The organism is Aestuariivivens insulae (genome assembly GCF_022662195.1).
Taxonomy (GTDB): Bacteria; Bacteroidota; Bacteroidia; order Flavobacteriales; family Flavobacteriaceae; genus Aestuariivivens; species Aestuariivivens insulae.
The window spans coordinates 582,546-598,890 of record NZ_JAKMCS010000001.1; the positions used below are offsets into that span (position 1 = coordinate 582,546).

Here is a 16,345-nt window from a genome sequence, read left to right on the forward strand (position 1 = left end):
CTTAAGCCGATTTAGATTTTGGCAGTTGGACATAAAAAGTACTGCCTACATTTAAGGTGCTTTCCACCCAAATTTTACCATTGTTTAGCTCTACTAGTTCCTTACAAATGGACAGCCCTAAACCGGTACCCTTTTCATTATTGGTGCCAGTAGTAGTAAAAGAACTGCTTTTAAAAAGTTTGCCTAAATTTTCTTTAGAAATGCCCACACCCGTATCGGCTATACTAATAATACAGGTACCATTACTTATATGATTTGAAACCGTAATGGTATCACCTTCATTACAAAACTTTAAGGCATTGGCCAATAAGTTTTGAATTACAATTTCAATCATGCTTCTGTCGGCATAAGCAAAGTCACGTAAAGAATGGTCAATTAAGTTAATGCCTTTTTGTGCCATGCGCTGCTCAACGAGTTTCACCTTATCCTCAAAAACCTCTTGTATGTCAAACAAACTAGGTTTAGGTTCAAGCGATTGCATTTGTGATTTAGACCAATTTAAAAGGTTGAATAGTAACAATGAAGCATTGTTGGCATTTTCACTTAATTCGGGAATTAAATTGTCAAATTCCTCTTTAGAAAGTGTATCGTCTTTTAATAAGTCTATAAAACCATTAATAGAAGATAAAGAGTCTTTTAAATCGTGGGATATAATAGAGAATAATTTATCCTTTACATTGTTTATACTTTCTAATTGCTTTATTTGTTCTAGATTTGCTTCATGTCGCAAATTAGCTTTTAGATTTTTTTCTTCTAAATCCTGTACCAACTTAATATAGTCCATCCGTTTAGAATAGGTCATTATAATAAATATAATGGCCATAATGAGTATAGCTAATAGAATATAGAAGAAAAACTTAAATAAATTATGGTCACTTTCTTTATCTTGTGATGGTAACGTACTTGTTTTGTCCTCTACATCAGTGTTTAAGTTTGATGCTGCATTTGTACCTAAATCAGTGCTTAGCGCAATTTTATGGTCAACCGACTTGTCTTTTTCTAAGGATGCTTTTAAGCTATAATACTCGCGTTGCCATACAAAAGCACGATCAAACCTACGTCTGGTCGAGTCCAATTGTTTCATCGCGTCATAATACCTAAGAAGTTCTTGTTTGTTGTCTAGGCGTTTTGCAATGGTACTGGCTTCATAGAGTTGGCGTTCGGCTAGTATTAAGCGTCCTTGTTTTAAGTTTAGGGCACCTAAATTGTTTAAGGAGGTTAACAAGCCTACTTGATTGTTGTTGCGTTTGTTTAAATTTAATCCTTTCAGCAAATACTTCGAGGCATTGTCATAATCATTGAACTGTAAATATTCGCCACCCAACTTTGCAGAAACAACACCTTGAATAGAGTCGTTTTCAATATTAGCATTTAAAAGGTTTTTATAGTATTCAATAGCTTTTCTGTGCTCTCTCTTCATAGAGTACAAATCTGCTAATCTACTATAGGATATATTAACCCTAGTTGTGTCGTTAAGGAGCTGTTGTAGTGGTAGGGCCTTTAAATAAAATGAAGAAGCTTTGTCGAAATCATTAATATTGTAATAAGCATCCGCTAGATTGCTATAAGCTAAACTCAGCTCTTTTTCCAGGCCTTTCTGTTCCAGGACTTTAATCGCAGACAAAGCGTACTGTAGCCCTTTGGTATAGTTACCACGCTTAATTTCAATTAAACCAATACCGTTGTTTACTTTGGCAACACCTAAAGAGTCGTTAAGTTCACTGTATAAGGCTTTACATTTAGCATAACTGCTTAAGGCGTTTATATAATCCTTTTTGTGAACATAGATGAGGGCCTTATAATAGGTAATCTCGGCAAGCCCTTTTTTATAGCCTAAATCGGTGGTAAGCTTTTCTGTTTTGACAATAAATTTTACGGCTTTGCTATACTCCTTGTTATCGTAAAGAAGTTTTATAAGTTTTAAGGAAGTTTCGGCTTTTAATGAATCTTGATCTTGAAAGGCTAATTGTATCGTAAGGCTATCTATATCCTGGGTTTGCGAAAAACCTAAGAACATAGTTAAAAAAGCACCTAACGTAATTAATTTCCTCATACAATATCTACATTAAACAAAAGCATTTAATAAATAGGTATTTATAGGAGACTTTCATCGAGGGAAATAAGAGTTCTCTACTAAATTTAAATGTATTTATTTTAGTGTTATAACTTATTTTACTTGAAATGGATAATTAATAGCATAACAAAATTTGTAAAATAGCTTATCAAAAGCTAATATTTAAGTTTTAATGCCAATATATTAGATGAAATGAAGGGCCTAATTTCAGAAAAAAATCGATGAATAGATTAACGGTAAATATTATAGAATAACGACACTTTTGTCGATGAAATGCACGCTAAAATTACAACCCATAAATTCTTTTTAATTTGTATTTAAAAGGAATATGTTATGCTTTAGGTCAATAATTCATATATTCACGTTTAATTTTATGAATTGCTATTATGAACAAAACAGTAAAAATAACACTCTCAGTTACTGGTTTTGGGTTATTGGTCTATGGAATATATACCCTAATTGCACCTGAAGCCTCTATAAGTATAGGCAATTTTAGCTTGGAGGCCCAGGATAATACAGATGCTTATATAACCATAGCTTTTGGATTAGTGGCCATTGTGCTAAGTATGTTGGCTGGTAAAAATATTAAAAGGTTTTAAATGTAGCTTGTTTCATGTCATTAATGGAAATCGTTTAAGGATGGAGGCCGACATCAAATTAGAGTTTTTAGACCATGTAGCCATTAGGGTAAAAGATTTAAACCGTTCTGTAGACTGGTATCAACAGGTTTTAGGGCTAAAGAAGTATCAATTACCGGAATGGGGAGAATATCCTGTTTTTCTTTTATCCGGGAAATCTGGAATAGCCTTGTTTCCAGCGAATCTAAAAGATCCAAAATTTGATTTTAGCTCCAGGAATGTAAAAATAGACCACTTTGCATTCCATGTTACCAAAGCCAATTTTGAAAAGGCAAAAAAACACTATACAGCGTTAGATTTGGATTTCAATATTCAGGACCACCATTATTTTCATTCCATATATACGAAAGACCCCGATGGGCATACCGTTGAACTAACTACGCTAGTGGTTGATGAAAATGAGTTTTATTAAGACCAAAATTTATATCCTCGTGTTAGCTCTACTGAGTAGGACCCTGAAGTACAAATTTTACTCATTTCAATAGTAAAATTCACTTCGTTGTAAAAAACAATATGTACAGTGGGTTATAATAATAAGAGGACTCCGTACTCATTTTTTATAAAAGTTCTATCTTTGCACACTTAATTAATCAAGGTAGCATGAATCTTCAAGAGACTTTAACAGTTCAGGTACAACAAGCGGTAAAAGCTGCATTTCAAGTCGATATCGATGCAGTAGAATTTCAAGCCACCAGAAAGGAATTTGCTGGTGATATAACAGTGGTTATTTTTCCCATGTTGCGCTACGTTAAAGGCAATCCTGTGCAAATAGGCGAAACCATTGGGGATTATTTGGTAGAACACGCCACAGATGTTAAGGCTTTTAACGTTGTAAAAGGCTTTTTAAACTTGGAGATAAGCGATTCCTATTACCTTAACTTTTTTAATGATATCCGTACCCAAGACCATTTTGGTTTTGAACAAGCAAATCCAGAAGCGAAGGCTATTATGGTTGAGTATTCCTCGCCTAATACCAATAAACCATTGCATTTAGGGCATATTAGGAATAATTTATTGGGCTATAGCGTTGCCGAGATATTGAAGGCTTCAGGGAAAAAGGTCTATAAAACCCAGATTATTAACGATAGAGGTATCCATATTTGTAAAAGCATGTTGGCTTGGAAGCGGTATGGCAATGGTGAAACTCCTGAAAGTACAGGGCTTAAGGGTGATAAATTGGTTGGAAATTACTATGTGAAATTCGACCAAGAATATAAAACCGAGATTAAAAGTTTGGTAGAAAACGGGATGCCAGAAGAGGAAGCCAAAAAACAAGCTCCAATACTTATTGAAGCCCAAGACATGCTTCGTAAATGGGAAGCAGGCGATGAAGAAGTTGTAAACCTTTGGAAAGCCATGAATGGCTGGGTGTACGACGGATTTAATGAAACCTATAACAACCTAGGAGTAGATTTCGATACCTTGTATTACGAAAGCAATACCTATTTATTGGGTAAGGAGTTTGTTGCTGAAGGGTTAAAAACAGGTGTTTTTGAAAAAGAAGAAGATGGTTCGGTGTGGTGTGATTTAACCCATGAAGGTTTGGATAAAAAAATTGTACAACGAGCCGATGGGACTGCTGTATACATGACCCAGGATATTGGAACGGCCATACAGCGTATCAAGGATTTTCCAGATGTAGGCGGTATGGTTTACACCGTTGGTAATGAGCAGGACTACCATTTTAAAGTCTTATTTTTAATTCTGAAGAAATTAGGATTCGACTGGGCCAAGAACTTATACCACTTAAGTTATGGTATGGTAGATTTACCTAGTGGAAAAATGAAAAGTAGGGAAGGTACCGTGGTAGATGCCGACGATTTAATTGATGAAATGGCACAAACCGCCGGAGAGATTTCTGAAGAATTAGGAAAACTGGATGGATATACCGAAGCCGAAAAGCAAGAGCTTTATAAGGTTATAGGGTTGGGTGCCTTAAAATATTTTATCCTTAAAGTAGATCCTAAAAAACGTATTTTGTTCGATCCTAAGGAATCTATCGATTTCCAAGGTAATACAGGGCCATTTATTCAATATACTTACGCAAGGATTCAATCCATTATAAGAAAAGCTAATTTTGATTTCGATGTCACTTTGAGCTCCATCGAAAGGTCTCTTCATGATAAAGAACGAGAGCTTATTAAACAGCTACAATTATTCCCTGAAGTTATACAAAATGCAGCAGAGCAACACAGTCCGGCATTAATAGCAAATTATACTTATAATTTGGTTAAGGAGTTTAACTCGTTCTATCAAAATGTTTCCATTTTGGGAGCAGACAACCAAACCGATAAAATATTTAGGGTGCAACTATCCCAAAAAGTAGCATCGACCATAAAGAATGCATTTAGTGTACTTGGGATTCAGGTACCGGAGCGGATGTAGGACTTACTATTAAAGTGTTGAATCATGGTCGTTGCGAAAAATTGATGGTAATCAATTTTATGGCAATCTCATCGTTGTTTTCAAGAGACTGCGAGAAAACATAATGCAATGGTGTTTTCTCGTAGTGATGTATTTCCCTAGGTGTACAGAGACAGTTAAGCATTGAAGAACCACCATTACAAAAAAATTTGGCAGACAGGTGTTTTATTCAGGATGATACTTGTTTTAAAGCGAAGCATCTCTTTTAGACCGAAACCGATAAGTTTAAACGTCTCGTCACAGACAGAAATATACTCTAAAAAAATAGATTCTTCAGTAGGTCGTATTCTCCCTCCTTTTGAATGACAAAATAAAAAATCCCGATAGTGAACACCTATCGGGATTTTTTATTATTTGATTCCTGTTTTCCCTTCGACAAGCTTAGGGCAGCATGCAGGATATTGTTTAATCTTCAACCAGTACCCAATCGCCTTTCGTAATTAAAGGTTCGGCTTGTTTGTACTTTAAAGTCTTGTTTTCACCGCTAATAACATGTTTAATGGTTACCCGGTCGTTACGCCCAATCTTTGGTCGATCACGTACAATGGTTTCAACCACTTCCTGACTGCGCTGGGTATTTCCTGCAGCTCTCGCTTGGGCAGAGCGCTCATCTAAATTAGGAATCTCGTCTTTTTGCGTTTTTAAGTTTTCCTTTTTGCGTGTTTGACGGGCTTCTTGAATCGTATCTTGGGTCTCTTGAGGCAGTTCGCCTTTAAACAAGAATGAAATCACATCTTTATTAACCTGGTCAATCATCGCCTTAAATAGCTCGAAAGCTTCGAATTTATAGATCAATAATGGATCTTTTTGCTCATGAACAGCCAATTGTACCGATTGCTTTAATTCATCCATTTTACGAAGGTGGGTTTTCCAGGCATCGTCAATAATGGCTAAAGTAATGTTCTTTTCAAAATCGGTAATTAATTGTTTACCATTAGTTTGATAAGCCTTCTCAAGGTCGGTAACCACATTCAAGGTTTTTACACCATCGGTGAAAGGTACTACAATACGTTTAAATTTATCACTTTGCGTTTCATACACATTTTTAATCACTGGGAAAGCAATATCGGCATTGCGTTCCATTTTTTCACGGTAATGCTCAAAGGCAGCCTTATATATTTTTGAAGTGATTTCCTGGGCAGTAAGCTTAGTAAATTCATCTTCAGAAATAGGTGAGGCCATAGAGAAATAACGAATCAATTCAAACTCAAAGTTTTTGTAATCGTTAGCGCCTTTATTGGTTTCGGAAATGCCTTCAGAAGTATCAAAGATCATATTGGCTAAATCTACTCGCAAACGTTCTCCATGCAATGCATGACGACGGCGTTTATAAACCACTTCACGTTGGGCGTTCATAACATCGTCGTACTCCAACAAACGTTTACGAACCCCAAAGTTGTTCTCTTCAACCTTTTTCTGGGCACGTTCAATAGATTTTGATATCATGGAATGTTGGATTACCTCACCTTCCTTCAATCCCATACGGTCCATCATTTTTGCAATACGTTCGCTACCAAACAAGCGCATTAAATTATCTTCCAACGACACATAGAATTGTGAACTACCGGGGTCTCCTTGACGACCAGAACGACCTCTTAACTGACGGTCTACACGGCGTGAATCGTGACGTTCTGTACCTACAATAGCCAATCCGCCAGCTTTTTTAACTTCTTCGGTTAATTTAATATCGGTACCACGACCGGCCATGTTCGTCGCAATGGTTACTTGTCCTGGCCTTCCCGCTTCGGCAACAATATCGGCTTCTTTTTTATGGAGTTTCGCATTCAATACGTTATGTGGTATTTTACGAATGGTCAACATTTTCCCTAGCAATTCCGAAATTTCTACAGAAGTGGTACCAATCAATACAGGTCGACCTGCTTGCGATAGTTGGGTCACTTCATCAATAACGGCATTGTATTTTTCTCGCTTGGTCTTATATACTAAATCGTCCTTATCGTCTCTGGCAATAGGTCTATTGGTAGGGATTTCAACCACATCCAATTTGTAGATTTCCCAAAGCTCTCCAGCTTCGGTCACCGCAGTACCGGTCATACCTGAAAGCTTGCGGTACATTCTAAAGTAATTCTGTAGGGTTACTGTAGCAAAGGTTTGGGTAGCATCTTCAATTTTTACGTTTTCTTTAGCTTCTATCGCTTGGTGCAGACCATCGCTATAACGGCGGCCGTCCATAATACGCCCGGTTTGTTCATCAACAATCATAACCTTATTGTCAATAACCACATACTGCGTATCTTTTTCAAATAGGGCGTAGGCTTTTAAAAGTTGGTTAAGCGTGTGGATACGTTCCGATTTTACACTAAACTCTTTAAACAGCTCTTCCTTAAGTTTGGCCTCTTCTTCTGGGGCCAAGCCTTGGTTTTCAATCTTGGCAATCTCTAAACCAATTTCGGGCATAACGAAAAAGTTGGGATCGTCATTTCCAGAAAGGTAATCTACCCCTTTATCGGTAAGCTCTATTTGATTGTTTTTTTCATCTATAACATAATACAGTTCGGCATCAACCTTAGGCATTTCGCGGTTGTTGTCCTGCATGTAAAAGTTTTCGGTTTTTTGGAGCAGCTGCTTAACGCCTTCTTCAGATAAGAATTTAATAAGTGCTTTGTTTTTAGGTATACCACGGAAAACACGTAGCAATTGAAACCCTCCTTCTTTAGTGTCCCCTTCTTTAATTAACTTTTTGGCTTCGGCTAAAACCCCAGTTAAATATTTGCGTTGTACACTAACAATATCATCTACTTTAGGTTTTAACTCATTAAATTCGTGGTGGTCTCCTTTAGGGATAGGACCAGAAATGATTAAAGGCGTACGGGCATCGTCTACCAATACAGAGTCGACCTCATCTACAATAGCGTAGTTGTGGGGACGCTGTACTAAATCGTCTGGGACATGCGCCATATTATCACGTAGGTAATCGAAACCAAACTCGTTGTTGGTACCATAAGTGATATCGGCATTATATGCTTTTTTACGTGCCGCCGAATTGGGCTGGTGGTAATCTATACAATCTACACTCAAGCCGTGGAACTCAAAAATAGGAGCCATCCAAGCGCTATCACGTTTGGCAAGGTAATCGTTAACTGTAACTAGGTGTACCCCTTTGCCAGCTAAGGCGTTAAGGTAAACAGGAAGTGTTGCAACTAAGGTTTTACCTTCACCTGTTTGCATTTCGGCAATTTTGCCCTGGTGCATTGCAATACCACCAATAAGCTGTACGTCGTAATGTACCATATCCCATGTTATGGGTTTACCGGCAGCATCCCACGAATTGGACCAAGATGCTTGATCGCCATCTAGGGTAATGTAGTCTTTTTCACCAGAAAGGCTACGGTCAAATTCATTGGCCGTAACAGTAATGCTTGTATTGTTTACAAAACGTTTGGCAGTTTCCTTAACAACGGCAAAGGCTTCGGGAAGGATGTCGTTTAAAACATCTTCGGTAATGTTATAGGCTTCATCTTTAAGTTTATCAATGTCTTGATAAATATCTTCGCGTCTGTCTATGTCTTCGGTGTTTTCGACCTCTTCCAAGAGGTTGGCAATTTGTTCGTCTATGGCTTTGTTAGCTTCGGTTATTTTGGCTTTAAACTCGGCTGTTTTTCCTCTTAACTCGTCATGCGACAGACCTTCAAGAGCCGATTCGAAGGTTTTTATTTGTTCTACAATAGGCATGATAGCCTTAACGTCCTGTTTGGATTTGTCTCCAACAAAAACCTTCAGTACAGAATTTAAAAAACTCATGGGTATATATGTTTTTATTATATGAAACTGAAGCAATATAGTGTGCTTAGTTCATTGTTGTTTAGTAGTATTCTTGTGCCTAAAAGGGCATTCAAAGATACATTATGTTTAATTATTTGAATAAAAAAAAGTCTCAAATCGAGACTTTTTAACTATTCTTTATGCTTTTTCTTAATATTCATCTTCGTTCCACAGATAATCTTCATCTGTTGGATAATCAGACCAAATCTCTTCAATTGAATCATAAGAGTCTCCTTCATCTTCAATTGACTGTAAATTTTCAACAACTTCTAAAGGGGCACCGGTTCTAATAGCGTAGTCTATTAATTCGTCCTTTGTTGCTGGCCAGGGCGCATCACTTAAGTAGGATGCAAGTTCTAAAGTCCAATACATTTCTTTATGCGTTTAATTTCTTGCAAAAATAATTTTTTAGTTTAAACAAACAAGAAAAAAATGAATTAATTAATCATTACCTTAAAGAGCGTTTAATATGTGTGCTAAACACATGAAATTAAAATCATTACAAGCTCCTATTTTTTGGAAAATAATTGAGTTCTTAAGCTTTTGGTGTTTGTTTACCTTTAGATAGGTTGCTTAATGCTTCTCAGGAATCCATTTAATTTCATTTGCTTGTAAGTCATAAGTCAACTTTCGTGCCAATACAAAAAGGTAGTCAGAAAGGCGGTTTAGGTATATTAAAGCATTGGATTCAAAGGGTTCTACGTCGTTTAAGGCCGATGCTAATCGCTCTGCCCGTCTGCAAACACAGCGGGCTATATGACAGAATGACACAGTTTGGTGGCCGCCAGGAAGCACAAAGTGCGTCATTGGAGGAAGTGCCTCGTTCATGGTATCCATTTCCTGTTCTAATGCCTCAATATCTTTGGAGGCTATTCTTTCTATATTTAACCGCTCCTTACCGCTTTTTAATGTGGCTTTTTGGGGATCGGTGGCTAAAATGGCTCCAATGGTAAACAGATTGTGTTGAATATTAATAATGATGTTTTTATAATCTTGATGGATATCTTGATCGCGAATTAAACCTAAGTGGGAGTTTAACTCATCGATGGTGCCATAGCTTTCAATGCGAATATGGTGTTTAGGTACTCGGGTACCGCCAAATAATGCTGTAGTACCTTTGTCGCCTGTTTTGGTGTAAATCTTCATACCTACGAAGTTAAAAGTTAAAAGTTGAAAGTTAAAGGTTTTTGTAATGAATTTAGTATGGGCTATTTTAGAATTATGTATTCCTCAATATAAAATATGGGGTTGTTATGGGAAGTTGTTAGTTTGTCATTCCTGCGGAGGCAGGAATCCATAATCGTACAAAATAATTAAAATTGCCACCCAAAATCTCCTGACCAAGTAATTTTCTTAACTTCGATACTGAATGTCATTCCTGCGTAGGCAGGAATCCATTATTCGATAAGGTAAGTCCAATCTCTAGAAAGGTCGTGCCAATTTAGGTTATCCTTTTCAATCAGTTTAATTTTCCACTTCCGTTTCCATTTCTTCATGTTCTTTTCTCTTATAATGGCATCATTTACATATTGGTAGGTTTCAAAATAGACTAATCGGTTTAAACCATATTTTTTGGTAAAGCCTTCAATGAGTTTGTTTTTGTGTTCAAACATTCTACGTTCCAAATTGTTTGTAACACCTATGTATAATGTGCCATTTCTTTTATTGGTTAAAATGTATAGGTAGTATTGGTGTATGGTTTTATACATAAATATTATAGCTAACAAGTGGATTCCTGCCTCCGCTTCGACAGGCTCAGCGTAACACGCAGGAATGACAAGCAGCATTAAAATTAAGAAAAATAATACAAATAAAGATTAGCGAGACTATTGTTTTTTAATGAGTATGGAGTTATGGATTCCTGCCTTCGCTTCGACAAGCTCAGTGTGACATGCAGGAATGACAGCTAATTAAACAGTGTTGTAGGGTTGTGGATTCCTGCCTGCGCTTCGACAAGCTCAGCGTGACACGCAGGAATGATAGTAAGAGCAAGGGGAATTATCTAAAATACAAAAAGCAATTATCTCTTTTTAAGTCTGTTGCGTTCTTTCTTTTGCTCGTAATTCTTTTTGAAGTTCCTTTTTTTTACTCTAGGATCACCTACAAAGTAGGTTATAATTACAAAGCCTATTATTAGAATCCAAAGCATGATTTAGAAGTTGAATGATTTCTGCAAATTACCTTTTAAACTCTAATTATAAAATGCTCTTTAGCTTGTTCTTTTCTAAAAAAGACGAGCCCCCAGGAAAAAGTATCAACGGTAACCGTAACTTTAGGGTGTTGTTTTATGGTCTCCCAGGCTTCGGTCATGCCCTTGGACCAATAAATGTCATCGAAAATAAATACCGAATCGTTGTGTGCCGTTTTTAGAAGCGATTCAAAATACAGTAATGTTGCTTCTTTTTGATGGTTGCCATCAAAAAAGATAAGGTCATAAGTGCTTGTGGTAAGCTTTGTTATTTCGTCATTAAAATTACCCGTAATGCTATTGATGTGCTTTAATTGTTGTGTTTTAAAATAGTGCTTTGTGAATTCAGACATGTTGGGACAGCCTTCAATAGTGGTTATGTTGCCGTTGGGATTTCCTAAATGTAAAGCCTGTGTGGCGATACCCAACGAGGTGCCTAATTCCAGTATGTTTTTAAATTTAAAATAGGAGGCCAACCTATATAATAGTTTAGCTCTTTTGGCACTGGTGCCGGCGTGCTTGGCGATTTGTGAAATAGAGCGTTCTTGGTGTTTCATGACTTGTGAGCCTGCACCCAAATCGGTTATCCTTATTTTGGTCTTATTTTTTAAAAGTGCTTTTCTATAGTTTGTAATGGTTTGGTATTCGGGGTAGTGGGATTTGTTGTAAAAGCATTTGGTAACCAGATTGAAGACAAAAGGGGAGTGCACTCCGTGTTGGTTGGTGCTTTTTAACAAGAACTTGATGTATTGTTGGGTTTGGTAAAACATTTAGGGTTTAAGATATTAATATTGTCAAGAGTGGGTTAGGTATTTATATTTAATACTTCTCGATACATCCCGACGGTAAACGTCGGGACACTCGAAGTGACGCTTATAGCTAACTGTCAGTTCGAGTGATGCGACGTAGGAGTATTGTATCGAGAACTTATTCTTTTCAAACTTCTTTTTAGCCAAGTTAGGTAACTTTTCAAAATTGCTATTAATTAGAGCTTGTTTTTTCGCTCTAGACCATTTTCATTATTTAAAACTTCTCGGTACATCCCGACGGTAAACGTCGGGACACTCGAAGTGACGCTTATAGCTGACTGTCAGTTCGAGTGATGCGACGTAGGAGCATTTTATCGAGAACTTATTCTTTTTCAAACTTCTTTTTAACCAAGTTAGGTGTCTTTTCAAAATCGCCATTAATTAGAACTTGTTTTTTCGCTCTAGACCATTTTCATTATTTAAAACTTCTCGGTACATCCCGACGGTAAACGTCGGGACACTCGAAGAAGTGACGCTTATAGCTGACTGTCAGTTCGAGTGATGCGACGTAGGAGCATTGTATCGAGAACTTATTCTTTTTCAAACTTCTTTTTAGCCAAGTTAGGTATCTTTTCAAAATCGCCATTAATTAGAGCTTGTTTTTTCACTCTAGACCTTTTTTATTATTTTAAACTTCTTGATACTTGAAGTCATATTTTGTAAGATTTGGTTACCCCTCCAACTTCGCCGACAATTCAAACCAACGGGCTTCTTTTGCGTCTATGGTATCTATAATGTGTTGTAAAGCTTCAGACAATTCATTGATTTCGTCTTGGGTTAAATTGGGATTGTTGAATTTGCTTTCCAATTCCTTTTTGTCATAGGCCAGGGCATTGAGTTTGCTTTCAATATTCTTTAACTCTTTTTCTTCGTTATAGGATAATTTTGATGCTTCGTTTTGCTTCCAAGCGGTTTTATCTTTTTTGCTTTCAGAAGGACTAATGGACACAACGGACTGACTGTCTTCATAAACCCGATAATCGGTATAGTTGCCGGGGAAATCGTCAATCTCGCCGTCACCTTTAAACACGAATAAATGGTCTACCAATTTATCCATAAAGTAGCGGTCGTGTGATACTACAATAATACAGCCTGGAAAATCCAATAAGAATTCCTCCAGTACATTTAGCGTTACAATATCCAGATCGTTGGTAGGTTCATCCAGAATTAAAAAATTGGGGTTTTGTATTAAAACGGTACACAGGTACAACCGTTTGCGTTCCCCACCACTTAGTTTTTCGACAAAATCGTATTGTTTTTTTCTGCTGAACAGAAAGCGTTCCAATAACTGTTGTGCGCTAATTTGACGGCCTTTTTTTAGAGGGATGTAATCGCCATACTCTCGAATAACATCAATAACCTTTTGCTCCGGTTTAATGGCAATGCCACTTTGTGTATAATACCCGAACTTGACCGTATCGCCCTTAACCACTTTACCGGCATCGGGTTTGGTGGTTTGGGTTAAGATATTTAAAAAGGTAGATTTACCCGTACCGTTTTTGCCAATAATGCCAATACGTTCTCCTTTTTTAAAGGTGTAATCGAATTTATCAAGAATGGTTTTGTCCTTAAACGCTTTGGATACGTTATGGAGTTCAAGGATTTTGCTGCCCAAGCGTTCCATGTTCAACTCCAGTTGTACCTGATGGTCTTTACGACGTTGGTGGGCGCGGTGCTTGATGTCATTAAAATCGTCTATACGCGATTTGGATTTTGTTGTCCTGGCTTTGGGTTGTCTGCGCATCCAATCCAATTCCTTTTTAAAGAGTTGTTTGGCTTTGCCTGTTTCTACAGCTTCCCGCTCTATACGGGCATCGCGTTTTTCTAAGTAATAAGAGTAGTTGCCTTTATAATTGTACAGTTGGCCTTCGTCCAATTCGATGATTTCATTACAGACCCGTTCCAGGAAATAACGGTCGTGGGTTACCATAAAAAGGGTAATCTGTTCTTTGGCAAAAAAGGCTTCCAGCCACTCTATCATTTCTAGGTCTAAGTGGTTGGTAGGTTCGTCTAGAATGAGCAAATCGGGTTTGTTGATCAAGGCATTGGCCAAAGCCAAGCGTTTTTTTTGTCCGCCAGAAAGTGTAGCCACCTTTTGGCTAAGGTCGTCCAGTTTTAGTTTGGATAAAATTTGCTTGTATTGGGTTTCAAAATCCCAAGCCTGATGTTGCTCCATGGCCTCAAAGGCTTTTTGGTAGGTTTCGGTGTCCTCTGGATTTAAAAGTGCCTGTTCGTAATGGGCTATAATGCTTAGAATGGGATTGTCACTGGCAAAAATGGTGTCTTCAATAGTGAGTACAGGGTCGAACTTTGGGTCTTGCGATAAAAAAGATACCACAATATCTTTTCTGTAGATTACATTTCCTGAATCGGCTTGGTCTTCTCCCGATAGGATATTCAAAATAGACGTTTTTCCCGTGCCATTTTTAGCAACAAAAGCAATTTTTTGATCTTTATGGACGCTAAAGGAAATGTTTTCAAAAAGCGTTAGTTCGCCGTACGATTTCGATATGTTTTCAACTGTTAGATAGTTCAATGCCTCTTTTTTTGCAAAGAACGGAAAAATATAGGAAGTTCTAGATATTTTTATGAACCCTCTGGGTTTTACTGAACCCTACGGTTTTTACTGAACCCTTTGGTTTTTACTGAACCCTCCGTTTAAATGCTTGCGCATTTATCCACCTCCCTTTGGAAAAGGGAGGTGGAGTGTTTGATTAAAATTATTATTTTTAATACATGTCTAAAAGGATTCATACTAAGCTAGAGTTAAAGGCTTTTCGGAAGGAGTTACGTGAAAATATGACGCCAGCTGAGGCCTTTCTGTGGAAACAATTAAAAGCAAGAAGGTTTAAAGGCAGGAGGTTTACGCGGCAACATAGTATCAATTATTTTATAGTAGATTTTTATTGTGCTTCGGAAAAGCTAATTATTGAGTTGGATGGTGAAGTTCATAATAATCCGAAAGCGAAAGCGTATGATGCTGCTAGGACCCTGTATTTAGAAGGTTTAGGGTATAAGGTCATTCGGTTTGAGAATAAGATGGTGTTTGAAAATTTAGCTTCTGTTTTGCAAGGGATTGCTTTTTGTTTTAAATCTTGATTCTCTGGGGTTTTGCTGAACCCTTTGGGGTTTCCTGAACCCTCCGGGTTTATATTGAACCCTCCGTCTAAATGCTCGCGCATTTATCCACCTCCCTTATTGGTAAGGGAGGAGTTGGGTTTAGGCTAGGTTTTTTAGTTCGTGTTGTTGGTAAGGGAGGAGTTGGGTTTAGGCTGGTTTTTTAGTTCACGTTGTTGGTAAGGGAGGAGTTGGGGTTAGGCTGGTTTTTTTAGTTCGCGTTGTTGGTAAGGGAGGAGTTGGGTTTAGGCTAGGTTTTTTAGTTCGTGTTGTTGGTAAGGGAGGAGTTGGGTTTAGGCTGGTTTTTTAGTTCACGTTGTTGGTAAGGGAGGAGTTGGGGTTAGGCTGGTTTTTTTTAGTTCACGCTGTTGGTAAGGGAGGAGCTGGGTTTGGTTTGGGTTTTATAGTTCACGTTGTTGGTAAGGGAGGAGTTGGGGAATTACCAAGTAAAGTAAGGGGAGTTCGATTTAATATAAAAAAATATGTAGCTTTGTGATTAAGCTATACGCCTCTATATGAAGAACGCCTTTTTTATTACGATTCTTATGGTACAGGTCTTTTTTGTTTCCTGTATTCCCTATAAAGACACCCTTTATTTACAGAATAAAGCCCAGGCGACCGATTCCATTCCTGCTATCGTTGAGCAGCAAAAACCGTATCGCATTCAAATTAATGATATTTTGAATATCCGTATCAAGGTTACTGATCAAGAAAATGCCGAGATATTCAATCCTATTGGGGAAGGCAATTTGAATGCTACTGCCGGTGAGCGTGCCTATTTTGATGGCTTTACAGTAGATTTACATGGTAAAATACGGGTGCCTGAGTTAGGCGAGCTGTCGGTTTTGGGGTATACCACTAAGGAGGTAGAGCTTTTAATCACCCAAAAGCTACTTGAGGAGCAGTTTAAGGAAACCGCCAATATTTTTGTAACCGTAAAGCTCACGGGGTTAAAGTATGTTACTTATGGCGAAATTGGTTCAAAGGGTTCTAAAATCCTGTATCAAGAGCGCGCCAATATTTTTGAGGCCATAGCCAATTCTGGTGATATCCCCGATACAGGTGATAAAAAGGATGTATTGATTATACGGCAATATCCAGATGGCCAAAAGATCCACCATATCGATTTAACCGATAGGCGGGTGATGCAATCGCCCTATTATTATATCCAGCCTAACGATATGATTTATGTAAAGCCCTTAAAGCAAAAATCGTGGGGTACGGGAACAACCGCTTTACAGAACCTAGGTGCTATTGCAACGGTTCTGTCTTTAATTACGACGTCCATTTTATTATTCCAACGTATCTAAGC

General features: G+C 37.6%; 12 protein-coding genes and 1 pseudogene. 5 read left to right on the forward strand and 8 right to left on the reverse strand.

From position 1 onward, the window contains the following. Position 1: 1 nt before the first annotated feature. The gene (locus tag MR062_RS02430) at positions 2–2,053 is read right to left on the reverse strand and encodes a tetratricopeptide repeat-containing sensor histidine kinase (protein ID WP_242202478.1); all 2,052 of its coding nucleotides are present in this window, start codon (positions 2,051–2,053) and stop codon (positions 2–4) included. Between the two features lie 407 nt (positions 2,054–2,460). On the opposite strand from MR062_RS02430, the gene MR062_RS02435 reads away from it, so the two are divergent. From MR062_RS02435 to argS, 3 genes are all read left to right on the forward strand, one after another. Then, a complete protein-coding gene (locus MR062_RS02435) occupies positions 2,461–2,673 on the forward strand; it encodes a hypothetical protein (protein WP_242202479.1) in 213 nt (70 codons plus the stop codon). A 40-nt stretch (positions 2,674–2,713) separates the two neighbouring features. Then, complete coding sequence (locus tag MR062_RS02440; protein ID WP_242202480.1) at positions 2,714–3,124, forward strand: VOC family protein; 411 nt, start codon at positions 2,714–2,716, stop codon at positions 3,122–3,124. A gap of 188 nt (positions 3,125–3,312) precedes the next feature. Then, positions 3,313–5,097, forward strand: coding sequence for an arginine--tRNA ligase (gene argS / locus MR062_RS02445; RefSeq protein WP_242202481.1), 1,785 nt, complete (start codon positions 3,313–3,315; stop codon positions 5,095–5,097). A gap of 444 nt (positions 5,098–5,541) precedes the next feature. On the opposite strand, the gene secA is transcribed toward argS, so the two are convergent. The 7 genes and pseudogenes from secA to MR062_RS02480 all read right to left on the reverse strand — a co-directional run bounded on the left by secA (position 5,542) and on the right by MR062_RS02480 (position 14,452). Then, complete coding sequence (gene secA, locus MR062_RS02450; protein WP_242202482.1) at positions 5,542–8,898, reverse strand: preprotein translocase subunit SecA; 3,357 nt, start codon at positions 8,896–8,898, stop codon at positions 5,542–5,544. A gap of 171 nt (positions 8,899–9,069) precedes the next feature. Next, complete coding sequence (locus MR062_RS02455) at positions 9,070–9,291, reverse strand: DUF2795 domain-containing protein (RefSeq protein WP_019387375.1); 222 nt, start codon at positions 9,289–9,291, stop codon at positions 9,070–9,072. Between the two features lie 201 nt (positions 9,292–9,492). Continuing rightward, positions 9,493–10,065 (reverse strand): cob(I)yrinic acid a,c-diamide adenosyltransferase, encoded by a 573-nt coding sequence (locus MR062_RS02460; RefSeq protein ID WP_242202483.1) that lies wholly within the window; start codon positions 10,063–10,065, stop codon positions 9,493–9,495. A gap of 251 nt (positions 10,066–10,316) precedes the next feature. Further along, entirely contained in the window at positions 10,317–10,628 is a 312-nt protein-coding gene (locus MR062_RS02465; RefSeq protein WP_242202484.1) for a GIY-YIG nuclease family protein, read from the reverse strand. 475 nt (positions 10,629–11,103) lie between these two features. Then, on the reverse strand, positions 11,104–11,877 hold the full coding sequence (locus tag MR062_RS02470) for an O-methyltransferase (protein WP_242202485.1): 774 nt from the start codon (positions 11,875–11,877) through the stop codon (positions 11,104–11,106). Between the two features lie 165 nt (positions 11,878–12,042). Continuing rightward, positions 12,043–12,123, reverse strand: a pseudogene (locus MR062_RS02475) (GIY-YIG nuclease family protein); the annotation flags it as partial. Positions 12,124–12,586: 463 nt separating this feature from the next. Further along, positions 12,587–14,452, reverse strand: a complete 1,866-nt coding sequence (locus tag MR062_RS02480; RefSeq protein ID WP_242202486.1) for an ABC-F family ATP-binding cassette domain-containing protein — start codon at positions 14,450–14,452, stop codon at positions 12,587–12,589. A gap of 200 nt (positions 14,453–14,652) precedes the next feature. On the opposite strand from MR062_RS02480, the gene MR062_RS02485 reads away from it, so the two are divergent. Both MR062_RS02485 and MR062_RS02490 read left to right on the forward strand, forming a co-directional pair. Further along, positions 14,653–15,015, forward strand: a complete 363-nt coding sequence (locus tag MR062_RS02485; protein ID WP_242202487.1) for an endonuclease domain-containing protein — start codon at positions 14,653–14,655, stop codon at positions 15,013–15,015. A gap of 533 nt (positions 15,016–15,548) precedes the next feature. Further along, entirely contained in the window at positions 15,549–16,343 is a 795-nt protein-coding gene (locus MR062_RS02490; RefSeq protein ID WP_242202488.1) for a polysaccharide biosynthesis/export family protein, read from the forward strand. Positions 16,344–16,345: the final 2 nt, after the last annotated feature.

Coding starts and splice junctions, on each gene's coding strand:
- MR062_RS02430 (WP_242202478.1), bottom strand. CDS start 2,053: ATGAGGAAATTAATTACGTTAGGTGCTTTTTTAACTATGTTCTTAGGT.
- MR062_RS02435 (WP_242202479.1), top strand. CDS start 2,461: ATGAACAAAACAGTAAAAATAACACTCTCAGTTACTGGTTTTGGGTTA.
- MR062_RS02440 (WP_242202480.1), top strand. CDS start 2,714: ATGGAGGCCGACATCAAATTAGAGTTTTTAGACCATGTAGCCATTAGG.
- argS (WP_242202481.1), top strand. CDS start 3,313: ATGAATCTTCAAGAGACTTTAACAGTTCAGGTACAACAAGCGGTAAAA.
- secA (WP_242202482.1), bottom strand. CDS start 8,898: ATGAGTTTTTTAAATTCTGTACTGAAGGTTTTTGTTGGAGACAAATCC.
- MR062_RS02455 (WP_019387375.1), bottom strand. CDS start 9,291: ATGTATTGGACTTTAGAACTTGCATCCTACTTAAGTGATGCGCCCTGG.
- MR062_RS02460 (WP_242202483.1), bottom strand. CDS start 10,065: ATGAAGATTTACACCAAAACAGGCGACAAAGGTACTACAGCATTATTT.
- MR062_RS02465 (WP_242202484.1), bottom strand. CDS start 10,628: ATGTATAAAACCATACACCAATACTACCTATACATTTTAACCAATAAA.
- MR062_RS02470 (WP_242202485.1), bottom strand. CDS start 11,877: ATGTTTTACCAAACCCAACAATACATCAAGTTCTTGTTAAAAAGCACC.
- MR062_RS02485 (WP_242202487.1), top strand. CDS start 14,653: ATGTCTAAAAGGATTCATACTAAGCTAGAGTTAAAGGCTTTTCGGAAG.
- MR062_RS02490 (WP_242202488.1), top strand. CDS start 15,549: ATGAAGAACGCCTTTTTTATTACGATTCTTATGGTACAGGTCTTTTTT.